Annotated in this window: 20 protein-coding genes; 7 read left to right on the top strand and 13 right to left on the bottom strand. The window is 67.2% G+C overall.

All coding sequences use genetic code 11. The annotated features are described in order from the left end of the window. Positions 1–192: 192 nt before the first annotated feature. Complete coding sequence (locus ACYVN4_RS34315; protein WP_460726835.1) at positions 193–780, bottom strand: TetR/AcrR family transcriptional regulator; 588 nt, start codon at positions 778–780, stop codon at positions 193–195. A 90-nt stretch (positions 781–870) separates the two neighbouring features. On the opposite strand from ACYVN4_RS34315, the gene ACYVN4_RS34310 reads away from it, so the two are divergent. Continuing rightward, on the top strand, positions 871–2,208 hold the full coding sequence (locus ACYVN4_RS34310) for an oxygenase MpaB family protein (protein ID WP_460726327.1): 1,338 nt from the start codon (positions 871–873) through the stop codon (positions 2,206–2,208). A 100-nt stretch (positions 2,209–2,308) separates the two neighbouring features. Beyond that, entirely contained in the window at positions 2,309–3,145 is an 837-nt protein-coding gene (locus tag ACYVN4_RS34305; protein WP_460726325.1) for a hypothetical protein, read from the top strand. Between the two features lie 65 nt (positions 3,146–3,210). Here the strand turns inward: ACYVN4_RS34305 and ACYVN4_RS34300 are convergent, their stop codons facing one another. Further along, positions 3,211–3,417, bottom strand: a complete 207-nt coding sequence (locus tag ACYVN4_RS34300) for a hypothetical protein (RefSeq protein WP_460726323.1) — start codon at positions 3,415–3,417, stop codon at positions 3,211–3,213. A 116-nt stretch (positions 3,418–3,533) separates the two neighbouring features. Between ACYVN4_RS34300 and ACYVN4_RS34295 the strand changes: the two genes are divergently transcribed. Continuing rightward, positions 3,534–4,529 (top strand): MauE/DoxX family redox-associated membrane protein, encoded by a 996-nt coding sequence (locus tag ACYVN4_RS34295; protein WP_460726321.1) that lies wholly within the window; start codon positions 3,534–3,536, stop codon positions 4,527–4,529. Here the strand turns inward: ACYVN4_RS34295 and ACYVN4_RS34290 are convergent. Beyond that, entirely contained in the window at positions 4,502–5,695 is a 1,194-nt protein-coding gene (locus ACYVN4_RS34290; protein WP_460726319.1) for an MFS transporter, read from the bottom strand. The genes ACYVN4_RS34295 and ACYVN4_RS34290 overlap by 28 nt on opposite strands. A gap of 206 nt (positions 5,696–5,901) precedes the next feature. Between ACYVN4_RS34290 and ACYVN4_RS34285 the strand changes: the two genes are divergently transcribed. Beyond that, entirely contained in the window at positions 5,902–6,492 is a 591-nt protein-coding gene (locus ACYVN4_RS34285) for a TetR/AcrR family transcriptional regulator (protein WP_460726317.1), read from the top strand. 21 nt (positions 6,493–6,513) lie between these two features. Then, complete coding sequence (locus ACYVN4_RS34280) at positions 6,514–7,338, top strand: acyl-CoA thioesterase (RefSeq protein WP_460726315.1); 825 nt, start codon at positions 6,514–6,516, stop codon at positions 7,336–7,338. A 7-nt stretch (positions 7,339–7,345) separates the two neighbouring features. On the opposite strand, the gene ACYVN4_RS34275 is transcribed toward ACYVN4_RS34280, so the two are convergent. The 6 genes from ACYVN4_RS34275 to ACYVN4_RS34250 form a co-directional block, all read right to left on the bottom strand. Further along, the gene (locus ACYVN4_RS34275) at positions 7,346–7,861 is read right to left on the bottom strand and encodes a GNAT family N-acetyltransferase (protein WP_460726313.1); all 516 of its coding nucleotides are present in this window, start codon (positions 7,859–7,861) and stop codon (positions 7,346–7,348) included. Positions 7,862–7,914: 53 nt separating this feature from the next. After that, complete coding sequence (locus tag ACYVN4_RS34270; RefSeq protein WP_460726311.1) at positions 7,915–8,103, bottom strand: DUF397 domain-containing protein; 189 nt, start codon at positions 8,101–8,103, stop codon at positions 7,915–7,917. Next, positions 8,100–8,999, bottom strand: coding sequence for a helix-turn-helix domain-containing protein (locus ACYVN4_RS34265; protein ID WP_460726309.1), 900 nt, complete (start codon positions 8,997–8,999; stop codon positions 8,100–8,102). Before ACYVN4_RS34265 ends, ACYVN4_RS34270 begins: the two co-directional genes overlap by 4 nt. Positions 9,000–9,550: 551 nt before the next feature. After that, positions 9,551–9,688, bottom strand: a complete 138-nt coding sequence (locus tag ACYVN4_RS34260) for a hypothetical protein (RefSeq protein WP_460726307.1) — start codon at positions 9,686–9,688, stop codon at positions 9,551–9,553. A 219-nt stretch (positions 9,689–9,907) separates the two neighbouring features. Further along, a complete protein-coding gene (gene hflX, locus ACYVN4_RS34255) occupies positions 9,908–11,407 on the bottom strand; it encodes a GTPase HflX (RefSeq protein WP_460726305.1) in 1,500 nt (499 codons plus the stop codon). Between the two features lie 62 nt (positions 11,408–11,469). Continuing rightward, complete coding sequence (locus ACYVN4_RS34250) at positions 11,470–11,841, bottom strand: MerR family transcriptional regulator (protein ID WP_460726303.1); 372 nt, start codon at positions 11,839–11,841, stop codon at positions 11,470–11,472. A gap of 60 nt (positions 11,842–11,901) precedes the next feature. Between ACYVN4_RS34250 and ACYVN4_RS34245 the strand changes: the two genes are divergently transcribed. Continuing rightward, complete coding sequence (locus tag ACYVN4_RS34245) at positions 11,902–13,020, top strand: alkene reductase (RefSeq protein ID WP_460726300.1); 1,119 nt, start codon at positions 11,902–11,904, stop codon at positions 13,018–13,020. 127 nt (positions 13,021–13,147) lie between these two features. Here the strand turns inward: ACYVN4_RS34245 and dapF are convergent, their stop codons facing one another. From dapF to ACYVN4_RS34225, 4 genes are read right to left on the bottom strand one after another with little or no spacing between them, the layout of a single operon-like run. Then, the gene (gene dapF / locus ACYVN4_RS34240) at positions 13,148–14,065 is read right to left on the bottom strand and encodes a diaminopimelate epimerase (protein WP_460726298.1); all 918 of its coding nucleotides are present in this window, start codon (positions 14,063–14,065) and stop codon (positions 13,148–13,150) included. Positions 14,066–14,070: 5 nt separating this feature from the next. After that, entirely contained in the window at positions 14,071–14,892 is an 822-nt protein-coding gene (locus tag ACYVN4_RS34235; RefSeq protein ID WP_460726296.1) for a TrmH family RNA methyltransferase, read from the bottom strand. Positions 14,893–14,911: 19 nt separating this feature from the next. Next, positions 14,912–15,841 carry a tRNA (adenosine(37)-N6)-dimethylallyltransferase MiaA gene (miaA, locus tag ACYVN4_RS34230; protein ID WP_460726294.1) on the bottom strand — a complete coding sequence of 310 codons (930 nt, stop codon included), beginning with the start codon at positions 15,839–15,841 and terminating at the stop codon, positions 14,912–14,914. Continuing rightward, positions 15,817–16,596 carry a class III extradiol ring-cleavage dioxygenase family protein gene (locus ACYVN4_RS34225; RefSeq protein WP_460726292.1) on the bottom strand — a complete coding sequence of 260 codons (780 nt, stop codon included), beginning with the start codon at positions 16,594–16,596 and terminating at the stop codon, positions 15,817–15,819. The genes miaA and ACYVN4_RS34225 overlap by 25 nt, the downstream gene beginning before the upstream one ends. A gap of 176 nt (positions 16,597–16,772) precedes the next feature. Between ACYVN4_RS34225 and ACYVN4_RS34220 the strand changes: the two genes are divergently transcribed. Beyond that, positions 16,773–18,290 carry a DUF349 domain-containing protein gene (locus ACYVN4_RS34220; protein WP_460726290.1) on the top strand — a complete coding sequence of 506 codons (1,518 nt, stop codon included), beginning with the start codon at positions 16,773–16,775 and terminating at the stop codon, positions 18,288–18,290. Positions 18,291–18,322: the final 32 nt, after the last annotated feature.

Below are 18,322 nucleotides of genomic sequence, written 5' to 3'. Positions count from 1 at the left end.
GAAGTAGGCGATCACCTGCAGCATTCCGGTCGAATCGGCGGGGAGCTCGGACAGGCGCAGTGCCTTCGGTGCAGCCTCGATCACGCCGGTCCCTCCACTCCGATGGGATTTCGGATCAGCGTGGCGACAACCTGGTCCGGCGTGCCGGGATTCGGGCAAACAGTCCGACTGGGTGGGACTCGGTGTGGCGGGTTACGTTCCGGACGGAGTCTGTTTGCCGCGCGGGGGCAGGACGCCGGTGCGGAGCAACCGGACGAGGGCTACCAGGCGATCGGTGGTGGCTTCGGCCGGGTCGGTCAGGCGGGATTGGAGGAGTTCGCGGCCTGCGGCGTGCAGGATCCGCGCGGTGTATTCGGGGTCGGGGAGGTTGGGGAAGGCTTGTAGCAGTTCCTTTTCCAGGAAGGCGCGGACCAGGTCGCGGGATTGGGCGAGGCGCTGGTGGAGTTGGGGTGGGGCGCCCTCGGGTGGGAAGAGGAACAGTCGCCAGGTGGCGGGGTGGGCGTCGATCGCGTGCAGGGAACCGGCGAAGGCGTTGATGAAGGGGTCGGGGTCGCGCAGTTCGGTGATCGCCTCGGCGAATTGGGTTGCGGCGCGCGCCGATTCGCGGTCGATGAGGGCGATGAAGACGCCTGCCAGGTCGCCGAACTGCTGGTAGAGGACCGGGCGGGTGATACCCGCGGCGTCGGCGATGCGGTTGGGGGAGGCGGCGTGGAAGCCTTCGGCGTCGACGATGGCATGCGTGATGTCGAGGATTTGCTCGCGGCGGTTCTCCGCGGTCATCCGCCTGCGCACACCGGGGCTCGTCACCCTTGACAGTCTAACTTACAACCTGTCAGTCTATAACTAACAGGTTGAAAGTTGAGGTGTGCGATGACGCTCCACTACCCGGAACTCGCCGAAAGAGTGCGCAGCCAACAGGATTTGCAGCCCGGCCTCTACGGCGGCATCGACTTCCACTCCTCCCCTTACCGATTCACCACCGACCCCGCCGACAAATCATCACTCCCGAAATGGGTCGCCGAGCGAGAGCCGCTGCTCGCCGATGAGCGCATGGTCGAATTGATGCGGACGGCAACCATGCTCGGCGATGTGGTCGCCGACCCTTATGCCGCGCTGGTGGCGCGCTGCGGCGTGCCAGGTCTGATCGGCATGCTGCGGCAGGCGTGCCGCGGCGGCGTCGACTCGGTCCCCGACGCACCCACCGAACTGCGCGCCTTCCTCGCAGCCATGGAGGCGACCCCCGACTGGGTGGACATGGACTTGGTCGAGAGAGGCGCGCGGCACATGCGGATCGGCGCGGCGTACCTGTCGCCCTTCCTGATTCGCGGCGCCTTCCTCGCGACCTTCCTCAATACCTATGCGGCCCTGCCGATGGCCATCACCGGCGCGCTGTCCGGACGCCGCGCCGCACACCGCGTCAACGAGACCGCGACCTTCTTCACCGTCACCACCCTGCCCGGCGCGCTCGCCCGCCACGGCGAGGGCTTCGAAGCCGCGGCCATGGTCCGGCTGATGCATTCGATGGTGCGCTACAACGCCCTCGAACGCTCCACCCGCTGGGACGCCGAGGTGTACGGCATCCCGGTGCCGCAGGTCGACCAGATGCCCGCCGGGCTCATCAACATGTACCTGCTCGCCGCCCTCGCCCGGCAACGCGGCCGCACCGAATTCAGTCGACGCGAACGCGCCATGCTCGAATTCAGCCGCTGCCGCTGCTTCCTGCTCGGCCTCCCCGAGGAACTGCTGCCCACCACCGCCGAGGGCATCATCGAGGTCTTCCACGCCCGCGCCGCCCTGCTGCGCGACGGCTTCGACGACACCACCTGCGGCGAACTCGTCCGCTCCACCATGGACGCCTACCTGCGGCCGGGCCGGTCCCCGTTCGACCGCGCCGCCGAGGCGGTCGAAAACAGTTGGAGCCGAGCCTTCTTCCTGGGATTCAGCGGCGGCAACCGGAAGGCGGCCGCCGCCATGAGCGTCCACCTGAGTCCCGCCGATGCCGTCCGCGTCGCTGCCACCGCCCCCTTCATCATCACTCGCTTCCTGCTGATGACGATCGCCGGTCACCGCCCGGCCCTCCGCAAGGCCGTCGACGCTCGCACCATTCGCGTCATCAGGAAGCGCCTCGCCACCTACGGCAGTGCCGAATACACCACCGACGCAAGCACTTACACACCATCCCACCCCTCGACCGCCGCTGGATCCTGACCCGCCTGCATCCTCGAGCGGCTAACCGCAAGGCGTTCAGCCCGAATCGGACTCCGCCGTGCGCCACTCGCCGGTGCATATGATGGGCGTGGTGGGGTCTGTGACGTTTCGAGGGACCGCGATCGCCCGGTGTCTACCGGCGGTGCTGGCCGCCGTCGCCGCGGTGCTGGCCACGCTTTTCGTCGTCGGGCCAAGGATTCTCGCGGGCTCGGTACCTGGCGGCGCGGACAACGACGGCATCGGCGACGCCTTCCGAACCGCCTTCCTCACCTACTGGCAATCCGGCGACCACACCTTTACCCCGAGCCTGCAAGCAGCCGTCGATTACTGGTTCCGCTATCACGTGGCCAAGGCGGTATTCGCCGCACTCGCGCTGATCGTGCTCGCAGCCCTCGCCACGCTGTTGTGGAAGGCGTTCCTGAACTCCGCAGGCCCCGGAGTCGGCAAGCGGATCGCGGGCGCTACCGCCGCAGTCTTCGTCACCCTCTGCGCACTGGCCTCATTGTTGTTGGTGATGGCCAACATTCAAGGCGTGCTGGCCCCGTTCTCGTCGCTACTTCCGATGCTGATGGACGACGAGAGCAACCCCGATCTGGCGGCCGCGATCGACCAGGCCAGATCCCAGGCGGACGCCTACCCCAGCACCCGAACCCAACCCGCCACCCAGGTGATGATCGACGACTTCGCCTGGTATCACCTGATCATGGCGGTATTGACCGCGCTGGTCGGCGTCGCCTCGCTAGCCGCAATCGCATTGCTGTGGAGACGCTTCCGGCGCACGGATCCCACCGACAGAAGAACCCGCCGCGCCACGCTCTCCTTCACCATCGCCGCACTTCTGCTGGCCCTGACCATGTTCGTGGTCGCCACCGCCAACACCCTCACCACGGCAACCCCCGCCCCAGCACTGGCCGCCCTCCTGAACGGTGGCTGGTAGCCGCCCAGTGGCACATCCTGGAGGGCCTTGCCCGAATTCGCCTCCAGGGTGTGCCATTCGGCGAACTAGTTGTCGCCGTCGTCGTTGGCCCAGCCGCAGGTGACGTTGCCGTTGCCGTCGTCGTTGCAGACGGTGCCTGCGGCGCACGGGCGGACTATCCATTGGCCGTTGGAGCAGGTGGCGTAATTGGAGTCATCCCAGCAGACGTCGACCTGGCCGTCCGCGACGTCGCAGTCGCCGCCCTCGATGACGTCGGTGGAGGAATCGGACATTGGGAAATCCTTTCGGTTGGGGATCTCGCAGAGATATTGAAGCAATCCCGAGATCGGGTGCACGCGAATTCCGCTGTATTCGTTACGAATCCATCGGCGTGTGTGAATCTTGGGATATGTGGTCGGCGGTGGCGGCGTGGACAATTCGGGCAATATTCGCAGCGGTGTTCGTCGTGGCCGCGTATGGAAAGGTGAAAGCCCCGGCCGCTACTCGGGATGCGCTGGCAGCGTTCGGAGTAGCGGCGCGGCTGGTTCCGACGGTGGCGTGGTCGCTGCCGATGGTGGAGGCATCGATCGCGCTCGGCGTTGCCGCGCCCTACGTCTGTGTACCCGCCTCCGTTGCCGGAGTGATCCTGATGGGCGTCTTCACCGGCGCGGTGGCATGGCGGCTGTGGCAGGGTGAACGACCGGCCTGCGCCTGTTTCGGCGAGCCCAGCGCCACCCCGATCGGGCCCGGCACGCTGGTGCGCAATCTCGTACTCCTCGCCGTCGGTGTCGCCGCGACGGTCGGCGCCGTGCGGTATCCGCGTCTTCCGATCACGGGGATCAGCGGCGATCGGCTGCTGTTGGTAACCGCCTGCGTCGTACTCGCTGCGGTCCAGGTCCGCCAGGCGATGGCGATGCGTGCCTTGCACGCCCGCATCGAGGAGTCGAACGGCAAAGTGGCGGTGCAACTCCCGATCGGTTCCCGCGCACCGAGTTTCGAGCTGCCCTCCACCACGGGCAGTACCTCCCTACGGCAGCTGCTCACCTCCGGCCGCCCACAATTACTCGTCTTCCTCCAACCCGCCTGCGGCCCCTGCAAGTCCATCGCCGGAGTTCTCCCCGAACTCGCCGCCGGGGTCCGCGAATGGGTCGATGTCGTTGTCATCGGCTCGGGCACTCTCGAAGAAAATGCGTTGTGGCGCACCGAATATGGCATCAACGACTATCTGGTCCAACGCTCCAGCGAGATAGGCCGCCGCTACGCGATCACGGGCACCCCCGCGGCGATCCAGATCGACCCCGGCGGCCGCATCCAATCCGAACCTGCGGCGGGTTCGGGTGGCATCCGCAAACTGTTCCGCGAGAATCCCGCCATCCCTCATCCCTCGGATTTGCCTGTCCCGTAAGTGACAGCGGCCGCCGACAGGATGGCCACGGCGGCGCAGCATGCCGTTCCCGTCCAGCCAAACCAGCCGACCGCGGCCGCACCGAACGCCGTACCCACGCTGCCGCCGACGAAATAGACGACCATGTAGGCGCTGTTGAAGCGGGCCGGGGCGGAGGGGTCCAGGGCGAGGACCGTGCTCTGGTTGGCTACCTGGGCGGCGAACAGGCCCGCGTCGAAAAGGCCGAGGCAGAGCAGGGTCAGCGGGGTGATCGACAAGGAGACGGCGAGGGTCACGGTGCTGACGATGGCCAGGGCCAGGCCGATGAGGATGACGCGGCGGGCGCCGATGCGGTCGGTCCAGGCTCCCGAGATTCGGGTGGCGATGATGCCGAGCAGGCCCGCGAAGGCGTACAGGCCGATTCGTTCCGACGAATACGAGAACGGCGGTTGGGATAGCGCAACCGCGAGGCCGGACCAGATCGTGCAGAAGGCGAAAAACCAGAGCGAACCGCGACCTGCTGCCGCTCGGAGGGCCGGATACTGGGCGAACAGGGTGGGCATGTTGCGCAGTGTCGCAAGGTAACTCGCGGTAGCGGAGGCCGCCGAGGTCGGCAGTGCCATGCGGGATGCTCCGGCGATCACAACGCAGGCGGCAGCGAATACGAGCAGCATTCCTCGCCAACCCAGCGCGTCCGACAGCCAACCACCCGCAATCCGGCCCGCCAGCACCCCGGCCGAGATGCCGGCGGTCACGATCCCCAGCACGGTGGCCCGACGCGACGGTGGGGCGAAACGGCCTGCGACCGAACTCAATTGCGCGCCCACCGACGAGGCCGCGCCGATCAGGCCGACGGCCACACCGAGCAGCCACACCGACCCGACCGCCGAGGTCGCGGCCAAAGCCAGTGCCAGCGAACAGAATTGGGCCGAAATCACGGTGCGCGGCGCGATCCGGTCGACCAGCGGCACCAGCAGCGCCAGGCCCAGTAGATAGCCGATCGGACCGCAGGCCAATGCCGTCCCCACCGCCGCGACCGGGACGTGCAGGGACCGCGCCAACTCCGAAATCGCCGGCTGCAGTGGATAAATGCTCGCGGTGCCGATCCCCGCCGCCAAGGCCATGAACCACACCGTGGGCGTCCGCAACACCGTGACACGGGGTTCGGGGATGAGATCGAGTTCCATATTTCTGACGGTAAGGATGCGCGGATCGAGAATCCGGCGGGAATCGGTCCCCATAGTGATGACCCACCAGTTACGACCAGCGCCCGCCCGATCGCATTGCGAACCGACCCGAGCCGACCAGACCGAGCCGGGTCCGGCCGGGTCCAGTCGAGCCGGGCGTTATGATGCGGCTACCGTATGACGGTCGTTATATCCAGGAGGTGGAGGTGGCCGGGGAGTCGTCGGACTCGCGTCGGAAGCTGGTGGCCGGTGCCGCGGACATGATCCGGCGGCGCGGGTTGAACGCGACCAGTGTTCGTGAGCTGGCGAAGTACGCGCATGCGCCGCTCGGGTCGACCTACCACTACTTTCCGGGCGGCAAGACTCAGCTCGCCACCGAGGCGGTCACGTTCGCGGGCGATCTGACCGCGGAGCTGCTCACCCGCGAACTCGCCGATGGCCCCGTCGACGCATTGCGCGCCTTTCTGCGGATGTGGCGGAAACTCCTCGTGGACACCGATTTTCGTGCCGGATGCCCGGTGCTCGCGGTGGCCGTCGAGGACCTGCCCGACGGCGAGGACGCACCGCGGCTCGCGGCGGCGGCCGCCTTCCGCCAGTGGACCGACCTGATCGCCGGTTCCCTGCGCGAGCACGGCGCGGACCAGGCCGACGCCGAACGCACCGCCACCTTGATCATCGCCGCCGTCGAGGGCAGCGTGGCCCTGTGCCGCGCCGAACGCGGCGTCGAACCACTCGACAAGATCGGCGAGCAGCTCGAGCTGCTCGTGCGTCACGCCATCACACCGGCGAATCCGTAACTCTGCGAAGGAGAATCAGTCTTGGGATCGGCCACCGCCCTCGAGCACCCGTTCGACAATGCCACCGAACTGACGCCCGTCAGCGAGGGCGTCTTCCTCGGTCGCTCCGCCCCCGCATACTCGAACATGGTGGGCCCGTTCGGCGGCCTCACCGCGGCGACGATGCTGCGGCCCGTCCTCGACGACCCACGCCGCATCGGAAGCCCGCTGTCGATCACCGTCAACTTCGCGGGTCCCGTCGCCGATGGCGCGTTCACCATCGAGGCCGATCCGGTCCGCACCAACCGCAGCACCCAGCACTGGATGGTCACCATGAGCCAGGACGACGCCGTGGTCACCACCGCGACCGTGGTGTGCGCGGTGCGCCGCGAGACCTGGTCCGACACGGAGATCACCCCGCCCGCCGCACCCGCCCCGGATACCGTCGAACCGGCGAAGATGCCGGAATTCCCCGCGTGGCTGGGCAATTACGAGATGCGCTTCGTCGAAGGCGGCATCGCCTTCGACGCCGACAGCCCCGCCGCCCCGACCTCCACCACCACCCTGTGGGTCCGCGACACCCCCGCCCGCCCCCTGGACCACCTGTCCCTGACGGCCATGAGCGACATCTTCTTCCCCCGGATCATGATCCGCCTCGGCCACATGGTCCCCGCCGGCACCGTCTCCATGACCGTCTACTTCCACACCGACACCACCCAATTCCCCACCAACCCGGCGGATTTCGTCCTCGCCACCGCCCGCGCCCAGCACTTCGGCAACGGCTTCTTCGACCAGTCCGCCCACCTGTGGACCGCCGACGGCACTCCCCTGACCACCAGCCACCAGGTCGTCTACTTCAAGGCGTGACCGGCGTTCAGACGAGAGAGCGAGTGAGCATCAGCGTCGCATCGTCATCGAGGGTGAACGTCTCCCCGAACTCGACGGTCCGATTGGCATAGGCGACCCCGTATCCATCGGGCATATAACCGCGCCGAATGTACAACCGCTGTGCCGCACCGTAATCCGCGTGCAGTCCGACGCCGAGCCCCACGACGTCGGACCGCTCCCGCGCCACCCCCTCGACCGCATCGAGCAGCCTGGCACCGACACCCCGATTCCGATGCCGCGGAAGCACATTCAAATCCTGGATCTCGGGTATCCCCTTGACCCGAAACGGCTCGTACGACGATCGCCACACCAGCGTGCAATACCCGGCCAACACCGAATCAAGCTCCGCCACAAGGCAAACGCGCCCACCACCCGCCTGCTCGGCCAGATACCCGACATACTGCCCAACAGGTTTGGTAGTCCACCCCAACTCGGCGAAGGCCGCCGCGATCGGCACAGGATCGGCAGCAGCCATCGGACGGATGCGGAAGTCGGCACTCACCCCCGGATCATCGCCGCACAGCGGCGAACCGGCAACCGCGTTCCCGCGCGCCGTCAGCGCGCCCAGATACCGCTGGCGATGAAGGACCGCCAATCCCCCTCCGGGAACCACAGTTCCGGACCGCAATCCTTCGAATCCCGGACTCCCACCATCGATTCGCCGAAGTAGACCTCGACGCACTCGTTCTGGGTGGCAGACCTGGTCGACTTGAACCATGTCGCAAGAGGCGGGTTGCTGGTCACGCCGCATACTCCTTCGCCAACCTCAGCACCAGATCCCTGGTCGCTTCCTCCGTCAAAGCTACCATCTGCATATCAGCCACAGCCGCCGAAAAACGTGCGACCAGATCGGTTTCGTCGGTATAGAGCGACTCGCCTGCCGTTTCGGCATACACAACAGGGGGTGCCGCAATCTTGTTCGGCAACATCAGCGGAAATCGAAGCAGGGTAAACGATCCGGTCGCCAGGCCGGAATGGAAACCAACCGCCATCGGAACGACGCGAACTGTTACGTTCGGCCTCTCACTATCGGCGATGAGCTGAAACAGCTGCACCGCCATAGTTTTCGGGTCGCAGGGCCGATGATGAAGCACGGCCTCGGACAACAACGCCGTCACCCGACACGACTCTTCATCCAGCTTTTGCCGCCGTCTGGTGCGGAGCAGGTTCAAAGCGAGTTCGGCGTCGAGCGAGGTGGTTTCAGGTTTGGTGCCCTTGATCATCGCGCGCCGATACTCAGGGGCCTGGAGCAGGCCGGGTACGACTACGAGTTGATGGGTCGTCAGATGCTCAGTGGCAGATTCGAGCAGTAGATACCTCTCGAAGTCCCGGGCGTAGTGATCGCTATAGCCCTGCCACCAACCTTTGAAGGTCCCCGCCGCTTTCGCGATCTTCTCCTGAGTCTTGATGTCAGCCCAGAGACCGAGTGCATGTGCCAACTGGTCGGCATCCGCCGCGTAGTACTCGAGCAGAACGCGTATCTGAGGCGTCGAAATCTTCGATGGGAACCCATCTTCCATGCGCATGATGGTCGGCGGTGAGACCTCGATCTGCTGCCCGGCCCTGGTCATGCTTCGCGGCCCGCGCAGTTGGCGCATGAATCCACCGAATGCCATTCGAACCGCAGTTACGCCAGCCATTTCGTTATCCTCGCTATCCAACAGTCGTTCGCGGTGAAATGTTTCATGCTGTAGCCCACAGTATTTCGAGACGACTTCGCTCCGATTGTTTCATGGAACCCGAACTCGGGTGTCTACTGATCGAAGAGCGCTCGCGAAAACAATTTTCGGCCCAGGTGTCACATCTGGGCCATTCCCTCCGATAGGACATCGGGAGTCGCAATGCCTTGGGATGAGTGGATTTTGTCGCTTATGACGGTTATGGGCGGAGCGCTGATGGCGTTCTGTGTTCTTGAAGACATCAAAGGTTCTGGGAATTCTCATCGCAAACGATCCGGTCGGCATCGTGCAGCGCGGCGACAGGTCGGGAGTTGAGCTGTGGCGCAAGCAATCAGCCATGAGGTACCCGACTATCCGGTACAGAATCTCGAAACAGCTCGGCGCGGACTGGAGACCCACCGAGCCTGCACGAAAGGATGTGAGGCCAAGCGGTACTTTGTTGCCCTCGTACCACATTTGGAGATGATCGCGCGACGGCGCGCAGCCTCCGCGGGATGGAACCTCTGGACGAATCACACGTAGGGATCGGTGATTTCGCGTAGGCGGCTCATGATCTCGCGGAGTTGACGGGTGCGGGTCGCGGACATCGACTGGATGCACGGCACGGGCCCCGAAATCCGCGGGCCGATCACCGCCTTGCTGCTACTCATCACGGGCCGCCCCACCCACGTCCCCGACCTCACCGGGGACGGCGTCCCCCTCGCCACCGCTCGCCTCCGAATACGTAGCACGTAGCGACTCCGGCCGAGCTCATGCGCACAGGACCGAGGGGTCTGCGCGGATTGGGTTGTAGGAAGGGGTCAGGGAGTACTCAGCGCGGAAAATCGGACAGATTTCCGCGCTGAGTACTCCCTGATCTTGAAGCTGACTTACTCGGCGGCGGGTTCGGTTCCGGCGTGGGCGTACTCGGCGAGGGGGCCCGCGAGGGAGGCGGGGACTCGGGCTCGGACGCGGGTGCCGGATTCCTCGTGGTCGGAGCTGAGGATTTTGCCGTCGGCGTGGATGCGGGCCAGTAGGTCGCCTCGGGTGTAGGGCAGCAGGACGCTGACTTCCACGTCGAGGCCGCCGAGGATCTGGGCCAGGCGGTCGCGGAGTTGGTCGACGCCTTGGCCGGTTTTGGCCGAGACGAAGGCCGCGTCCGGGAGCCAACCGCGCAGCTGGGTGACTTCCAGCGGGTCCAGTGCGTCGATCTTGTTGACCACCAGGAACTCCGGCGGGGCCGGGGTCTTGGATTCCTTCAGCACATCGGTGATGACCTCGCGGACCGCCTTGATCTGCTGATCGGGCAGCGGGTCCGAACCATCCACCACGTGCAGCAGCAGATCGGCGCCGGTCACTTCCTCCAGCGTCGAGCGGAACGCCTCGACCAGCTGCGTGGGCAGGTGGCGGACGAAACCGACGGTGTCGGTGAAGACCACCTCGCGGCCGTCCTCGAGGGCGGCGCGACGCGTCGTCGGATCCAGGGTGGCGAACAGCGCGTCCTGCACCAGGATTCCGGCGTCGGTGAGCGCGTTCATCAGCGAGGACTTGCCCGCATTGGTGTAGCCGACGATCGCGACCTGCGGGATGCCGCTGGCCGCACGCTTGGCGCGCTTGGTGTCGCGAGCGGTCTTCATCTCGCGGATCTCGCGGCGCAACTTCGCCATTCGCTCACGGATGCGGCGACGGTCGGTCTCGATCTTCGTCTCACCGGGACCACGCAGACCCACACCGCCATTGCTGCCCGCGCGACCACCGGCCTGCCGGGACATGGACTCACCCCAACCACGCAGACGCGGGAGCATGTACTCCATCTGCGCGAGCGAGACCTGCGCCTTGCCCTCACGCGACGTGGCGTGCTGGGCGAAGATGTCCAGAATCAGGGCGGTGCGGTCGATGACCTTCACCTTGACGACCTTCTCCAGCGCGGTCAGCTGCGCGGGGGAAAGCTCACCATCACAGACGACGGTGTCGGCGCCGGTCTCGAGGACCATGCCGCGCAACTCGTCCGCCTTGCCCGAACCCAGGTAGGTGGACTTGTCCGGCTTGTCACGGCGCTGCACCAATGTGTCGAGCACCTCGGAACCCGCGGTCTCGGCGAGTGCGGCCAGTTCGGCCATGCTCGCCTCCGCCTGCTCGGCCGAGCCCTCGGTCCACACGCCGCACAACACCACGCGTTCGAGGCGTAGCTGCCGGTACTCGACCTCGGTGACATCTTCGAGTTCGGTGGACAGACCCGCGGTGCGACGCAGGGCGGCGCGCTCATCGAGCTGCAGCTCACCGACGGTCGGCGCGGCCTGCCAGCCGTCACGACCGGTCTCGGGGGCGTCGTTGATCTCCTCGTCGATCTCTTCGGCGGGAGTGAACTCATACGTTTCTGGCTTACTCATACACCTCCATAGTCCCACGTCCCAACGAGCAACCGCATTCGGTTATTTCGCCGCGACCTTCGTCACTGCGCGGCGAAGCGTTCCCCGGCCCGATCGATCACGTCGTCGAGCACCTCACGAGAACGCAACAGGTCGGCGATGGTGCGATCGATGCGGTCGCGCTCGGAGCGTAGTTCGTGGACCAGCTCGGGCGTGGCGCGCTCGTTCGCGCCGCCGTCGGTGTCGCGCATGCACGGGAGGATCTCGAAGATCTTCTTGCTGTTCAGGCCCGCCGCGAACAGTTCCTGAATGTGGATGACGCGGTCCACGGCCAGCTCGGGATAGTCGCGCTGGCCGCCGGGAGTGCGCGACGCCACCAGCAGGCCCTGCTCCTCGTAGTAGCGCAGCGAGCGTTCGCTCACGCCGGTGCGTTTGGCCAGCTCACCGATTCGCATGCGGCACTCCAGATTCCAGGGCTTGCACCTCACATCAATGTCAAGTTTTACCTTACCGGCATGACGAACACAGACCTCTTCAGCACCGGCCGCATCGGCGCACTGGAACTCCCGAACCGCCTGGTCATGGCGCCGTTGACCCGCAATCGCGCCGAGGCCGACGGGACTCCGTCGACGCTCATGCGGACCCACTACACCCAGCGGGCCGGGGCCGGCCTGATCATCGCGGAGGGCACCACACCCAATCGGGTCGGGCAGACGTACCCGAATATTCCTGGCATCTACAGCGATTCACACATCGCGGGCTGGCGGCACGTTACCGATTCGGTGCGGGACGCGGGTGGGCGGATGTTCCTGCAGTTGCAGCACGGCGGCCGCGTCGGCCACCCCGACAACAGCGGGCTGGTGCCGGTCGCGCCGTCGGCGATCGCGTTGCCGGAAGGCATTCACACCCCGTCCGGGCATCAGGAGGCGGTGACTCCTCGCGAACTCAGCCCGGACGAAATCCAGTCCACCATCGCCGATTTCGCCCAGGCCGCCCGCAATGCGGTGGCCGCCGGATTCGACGGCGTGGAGATCCACAGCGCCAACGGCCATCTGCTGCACCAATTCCTGGCAGGGAACACCAACCACCGCACCGACGCCTACGGCGGGTCCATCGCCAACCGCGTCCGATTCACCTTGGAGGTGGTCGACGCGGTCATCGCGGCAATCGGAGCAGACAGGGTCGGAATCCGTATCGCGCCCGCAGTTACCACCAACGGGATCGCCGAAGACGACACCGACGACCTGTACCCGGCCCTAGTCAGAGCACTCGCACCCCGGAATCCCGCCTATTTGCACGTGGTCTTCGCCACCCCGGAAAGCGCTCTGTTCCAGCAGATTCGGCAGCTCTGGCCGCACACCCTGATCGCAAACCCGAACCTCGGTTGGGGCGTCCCGCTCCCCGTCGACGGCGGCAAGGCCGCCGCCGAAGCCCTACTCGCCGCGGGCGCGGACCTCGTCTCCCTCGGCCGGGCATTCCTGGCGAATCCGGATCTGGTGGACCGCCTGCGAATCGGCGCACCCCTCAACCCCATTCGCGACACACCGCTGATGTACGTCGGCGGCCCGGAGGGCTACAACGACTACCCCACCCTCACCGACTCGCCCGCGCTGAGCGCCGCGGCAGTCGCGTGATCAGCCCGTCATCCCGGCGTGGGTTTGGCCGGGATCCACACCTAGAGGCGCGGTGGCCGCTCGTGTGGATTCCGGCCAAGAGCACGCCGGAATGACGGACGTGATGACCTGCCTACCGATGCAGGGGTTAGGCGTCCTGCCACCACTTGGCGGCGAGGCGGCCCGTCGCGACGAGTTCCGACGGGCCGCGCAAGGTCGCTGTGCCGTGGTCGATGCCAACGGTGACCACGCCGCCGGGGATGCGGACCTTGATGTGGCCGGTGTCGGAGGTGAGGTCGAAGCCGTCGCGGGCTAGGGCGGCTGCGGCGGCAGCTACGGTTCCGGTTCCGCAGGAGCGGGTTTCGCCGACGCCGCGTTCGTAGACGCGCATGTCTACGCCGCGTTCGCCGTCGGAGCCGACGCTCAACGGGGTGAGGATTTCGAGGTTCACGCCGTGGGGGAAGAGGGTGTGGTCGAAGCCGGGGGCGTGTTCGAGGTTGAGGGCGGCCAGGAGCGCGGGGGTCAGGTCGGGGGTGACGCAGGCGAGGTGGGGGTTGCCGACATCGATTCCGAGACCGGTGAATTCGCGGCCGTCGAGGGTGGCGGTGGAGGTGCCGAGGGTTTTGACGCGGCCCATGGCCACGGTCACCTCACCGTGCACGGGGTCGGCGTGATGCACGATCACCGGGCGGGCACCGGCACGGGAGCCGACCACGAATTCGGATTGCTGCTCGAGCCCGGTCGCGACCAGGTAATGGGCGAAGACCCGCACGCCGTTGCCGCACATCTCCGCGATCGAGCCGTCGGCATTGCGGTAGTCCATGAACCAGTCGGCCGCGCTGACGCCCTCCGGCAGCGCGCCGAGCACACCGGTCTCGATGAGCGCGCCCGCGCGCGCCACCCGCAGCACCCCGTCCGCGCCGAGTCCGCGCTGCCGGTCACACAGCGCCGCGACCCGGGATTCGGTGAGCTCGAGCCACGCGTCGGGGTCGGGCAGCACCACGAAATCGTTCTGGGTGCCGTGTCCCTTGCTGAACTCGATGTCGGCGGCGTCGTTCTCGCTCATAGTCCTCACCGTAGCGTCCGGCGCTGCCGGGATATTTCGTAGAGGGCCACCGCCGCCGCGGCGGGCACACCGAGAGTGCCGTCGGTCGGAATGCACACCAGCTCGTCGCACACCTGCTGCCAGGCAGGGGCCAGGGATTCGCTCTCGTCGCCGAGGACCAGCACCGTGCCGCCGGTGAAGTCCACGTCGTCGAGGGCGACGCCGCCGTGATCGTCACTGCCGACGATGCGGGTCCGCACGCCCCGCGCCCGCTGCCGATCCCGGAAGGCAGCCACCTGCGCCGGACCGGACACCCGCAGCACCGGCACCGAGAACAAGGCCCCGTCGGAGGCCCGCACGCTCTGCGGGTCGTAATGGTCGACGCCGGAACCGGTCACGATCACCCCGCCCGCGCCGAACGCCACCGCCGAACGAATCAGCGAACCCAGCCGGATCGCCGAGGAGGGCCGGTCGATGACCACCACCGTGGCCGGGTCGTCGGGCGTGCCCGGCGCGAACTCCTCGATTTCCGGCCGCTGCGTCACCGCCACGGCCACCAGTTCCGGCACCGCTTCCAGGGGTTCGGCCAGCCCGGCCATCACCTCCGGCACCAGCCCGACGCTCGGCACGCCACTGGAGTCGAGGACCTGCCGCGCCCACGGCGACGGCTCCGGCCCGCCCAACCGGTAGACGAGAGTCTCCAGCGGCCAACGACATTCGAGGGCGCGGCTGATCGGCCGCATGCCCTGCACCAGAAATCGGCCATCCCGGATGCGAGCGGCACGGGTGGTCAGGTACGCCTGCCACACCGCGACCGCGGCGGTGCGAGTGTTCTCGCGACGCGTCACTATGGTTCCTGTTCGTCCCTCATGTGGAGGAGTCGACGAGCGCCAGCGCGGTGTCCGCCAGGGCGGGATCCGCGCCGTCCACCCATCGCACCCGTTGGTCTCGGCGGAACCACGAACGCTGTCTCCGGACATAGCGCCGGGTGCCGATGAAGGTGCGCTCCTGAGCTTCGTTCAGGTCGTATTCGTTGTCCAGGAAATCGAGGACTTGCGCGTAACCGATGGCGCGCCGGGCAGTTTGGCCGTGCCGCAGGCCGTGGGTGATGAGCCGCTCGGTCTCCTCGACGAGACCCGAGTCGAACATCTTCGCGGTGCGCAACTCGATACGGGCATCCAATTCGGCGGTGTCGCGATCGACACCGATAATGACCGTGCCCCAACGGGGTTCACCGATCTGCGGAGCGGACGCGGCGAACGGTTGACCGGTGAGCTCCACCACCTCCAGCGCGCGCACCATGCGACGGCCGTCGGTGGGCAGGATGGTCGCGGCGGCCACCGGATCGGCCTGCTTCAGCGCCTCGTGCACGGCGACCGTGCCGCGATCGGCCAGCACCGTCTCCCATTTCGCGCGGATCTCCGGATCGGTGGCGGGGAAATCCCAATCGTCCAGCAGCGCTTGGACGTACATCATGGAGCCGCCGACGATGACCGGGGTGTGACCGCGCGCCATGATCGCCTCCACATCGGCACGGGCCGCCGACTGATAGGTGGCGACGGTGGCGGTCTCGGTGACGTCGAGCACATCCAGTTGGTGATGTGGGATGCCGCGGCGTTCGGCGACCGGCAGTTTTGCGGTGCCGATATCCATGCCGCGGTAGAGCTGCATGGCGTCGATATTGACGATCTCGCCGTGCAGGCGCTGCGCCAATTCCAAGGCCAGGTCGGATTTTCCGGTCGCGGTGGGGCCGACGACGGCGATGGGCCGGGTCACCGGGCGGCCCCCGGACGCCATACGCTGACGTGGTAGGCGACACCGAACGGGGCTGCGGCGTACAACGTTTCGACCTCCGGATCGACCGGATCGGCGGTGAAGAGCCCGGCCAGCACCTGGTAGGCCGCGCGGCCCTCGACGGCGATCTCGCCGCACAGCCCGGTGTCCAGGGCGGCGATAGCCGCGCGGTCGCCAGCACTCAGTGCGCGGTCGATATCGGCCTGCACCGCTTCGGCGCGCTCGTCGAGGTAGCGAGGGGCCTTGAGCGAAAGGGTTGCCGCACCGTCGCCGACTACCAGAACGGCGACCGGTTCGGACTCGGCGTCGAGTTCGGCGCGCAGGTGGCGGCCGAAGGTCGAGCAGTCGGCCGCAGAGGCATCGGCGGAGATCAGACGGCATTCCGCGGATGCCTCGGGCGCGACTTGCTCACGCAGCCAGCCCGCGATGAGCGCGGGAAGCGGCAGCAGCGGATCCGCGACGGCGGTATCGGTGACCGATCCGGTCAAACCAACCCGGACATCCACGCCGTATCCCCGGAATGTGCCCACCGCGTCAGAACCGATCAGCCGGTTCGCTTCTGTGGTGCCGGAGATTTCCTCCGGTTCCGCCACGCCGATGACAATCCACCGCGACGCGCGGGCCGCCAACTCCCCCGCCGCGGACAACACCGCAGCTCGCAGGGCCGCAACCTCGGTATCGGCCGCCGCACCGGCCGCGCCCTCGAGTTCGGGCACCAGCACGGGCGGTGAGGGAACCAGCGACGCAACACAGAACACGCCGTCAACCGTAGCGCTAACGCACCTCACCAGCCCCACCCCGGCCGGGTCGCCGCGCCGCCGAAGCGGGCTCAAAGACAGCATTTCCCATCTCAGCCTGGTTGAATGGGATGCAGTTAGACGAATGAGCTAGGGCGTAACCAGGCAGCCGTGACGCGCGGCAGGGACGAGGAGCAATGACCGAGAACAACGGAACCGAGAAGGCTACCCACCCGGAGTCGACCCCGACGCCCAAGCCCGGCGCCGCCGCACCCGCTGCACCCAACGCATCCGCATCTACTGCGAGCGAAGCATCGGTGCCCTCCCCGAGTTCAGCCCCGGTCCCCACCCCCAGCGAGAGCCCCAAGCCGTCTCCGGCGGCCGCCGCCGCGCCACGGCCCGGCGCCCCTCGTAATAAACCCGAATCCCCCAAACCTCATGCCGTCAAACCCACGCCCGGCTCGGCACATCCGCACCCCCATCCGGTGGTCGTGCCGTCGGTGAGCGACCCCAGCCAGTGGGGCCGGGTCGACGACGACGGCACCGCCTGGGTCAAGAGCGCCGACGGCGAACGCGTCATCGGTTCCTGGCAGGCCGGTGACGCCGCCGAAGGGCTGGCCCACTTCGGCCGCCGCTACGACGATCTGGCCACCGAGGTCGCGCTGCTCGAGGCCAGGCTGGCCGCCGGCACCGACGCCCGCAAGACGAAGACCGCCGCCACCGCGCTTGCCGAAACATTGCCGACGGCCTCGGTCATCGGCGATCTCGACGGGCTGACCACGCGGCTGCGGGCCATCATCGAACACTCCGACGAGGCGGCCGCGCACGCCAAGGAGGAGAAGGAACGCAGCCGGCACGAGCAGACCGAGCGCAAGGAAACCCTGGCCGCCGAGGCCGAGCAGATCGCCAACGAATCCACCCAGTGGAAGGCCGCCGGGGATCGGCTGCGGGAAATCCTGGACGAGTGGAAGACCATTCGCGGCGTGGACCGCAAGGTCGACGACGCGCTGTGGCGGCGCTTCTCCAAGGCCCGCGAGGCCTTCAACCGCCGCCGTGGGGCCCACTTCGCCGAACTCGATCGCGAACGCGCCTCGGCGAAGACCCGCAAGGAAGAACTCTGCGTCCGCGCCGAGGAACTCTCCGGGTCCACCGATTGGCCCGGCACCGCGGCCGTCTTCCGCGATCTGCTCACCGAATGGAAGGCCGCCGGCCGCGCCCCCCGCGAGGCCGACGAGCAGCTGTGGCGTCGTTTCAAGGCCGCCCAGGACATCTTCTTCGCCGCCCGCAACTCCGCGGCCACCGAACGCGACCACGAGTTCGAGGCCAATGCGTCCGCCAAGGAAGAACTCCTCGCCGCCTACGCCCACATCAACCCCGACACCGACCTCGACGCCGCCCGCAACGGCCTGCGCGAACTGCAGGAAAAGTGGGACGCCCTCGGCAAGGTCCCGCGCGAACGCATGCACGACCTGGAATCGCGTCTGCGCGCCATCGAAAAGAAGGTTCGCGAGGCCGTCGACGCCCAATGGCGCCGCAGCGACCCCGAGGCCATGGCTCGCGCCGCCCAATTCCGCGAACGCGTAGCCCAATTCGAGGAACAGGCCGCCAAGGCCCAGGCCGCGGGCAAGGCCAAGGACGCCGAAAAGGCTTTGGAACAGGCCAAACAGTGGCGCGAATGGGCCGAAGCCGCCGAAGGCGCCGTCAGCCAGCGCTGAGAACCAGCACCGGACAACCGAATCCGGCCCGG

It is taken from the genome of Nocardia heshunensis (genome assembly GCF_054782115.1).
Note: the sequence above shows the minus strand (reverse complement) of the source record. Positions and strands in the feature narration are given on the sequence as shown.

What these genes read in the sequence shown, in the direction of transcription:
- ACYVN4_RS34315 (WP_460726835.1), bottom strand. Translation starts at nt 780, where the DNA reads ATGACCGCGGAGAACCGCCGCGAGCAAATCCTCGACATCACGCATGCC.
- ACYVN4_RS34310 (WP_460726327.1), top strand. Translation starts at nt 871, where the DNA reads ATGACGCTCCACTACCCGGAACTCGCCGAAAGAGTGCGCAGCCAACAG.
- ACYVN4_RS34300 (WP_460726323.1), bottom strand. Translation starts at nt 3,417, where the DNA reads ATGTCCGATTCCTCCACCGACGTCATCGAGGGCGGCGACTGCGACGTC.
- ACYVN4_RS34295 (WP_460726321.1), top strand. Translation starts at nt 3,534, where the DNA reads ATGTGGTCGGCGGTGGCGGCGTGGACAATTCGGGCAATATTCGCAGCG.
- ACYVN4_RS34290 (WP_460726319.1), bottom strand. Translation starts at nt 5,695, where the DNA reads ATGGAACTCGATCTCATCCCCGAACCCCGTGTCACGGTGTTGCGGACG.
- ACYVN4_RS34265 (WP_460726309.1), bottom strand. Translation starts at nt 8,999, where the DNA reads ATGGCTGGCGTAACTGCGGTTCGAATGGCATTCGGTGGATTCATGCGC.
- ACYVN4_RS34260 (WP_460726307.1), bottom strand. Translation starts at nt 9,688, where the DNA reads ATGAGTAGCAGCAAGGCGGTGATCGGCCCGCGGATTTCGGGGCCCGTG.
- hflX (WP_460726305.1), bottom strand. Translation starts at nt 11,407, where the DNA reads ATGAGTAAGCCAGAAACGTATGAGTTCACTCCCGCCGAAGAGATCGAC.
- ACYVN4_RS34250 (WP_460726303.1), bottom strand. Translation starts at nt 11,841, where the DNA reads ATGCGAATCGGTGAGCTGGCCAAACGCACCGGCGTGAGCGAACGCTCG.
- ACYVN4_RS34245 (WP_460726300.1), top strand. Translation starts at nt 11,902, where the DNA reads ATGACGAACACAGACCTCTTCAGCACCGGCCGCATCGGCGCACTGGAA.
- dapF (WP_460726298.1), bottom strand. Translation starts at nt 14,065, where the DNA reads ATGAGCGAGAACGACGCCGCCGACATCGAGTTCAGCAAGGGACACGGC.
- miaA (WP_460726294.1), bottom strand. Translation starts at nt 15,841, where the DNA reads ATGGCGTCCGGGGGCCGCCCGGTGACCCGGCCCATCGCCGTCGTCGGC.
- ACYVN4_RS34220 (WP_460726290.1), top strand. Translation starts at nt 16,773, where the DNA reads ATGACCGAGAACAACGGAACCGAGAAGGCTACCCACCCGGAGTCGACC.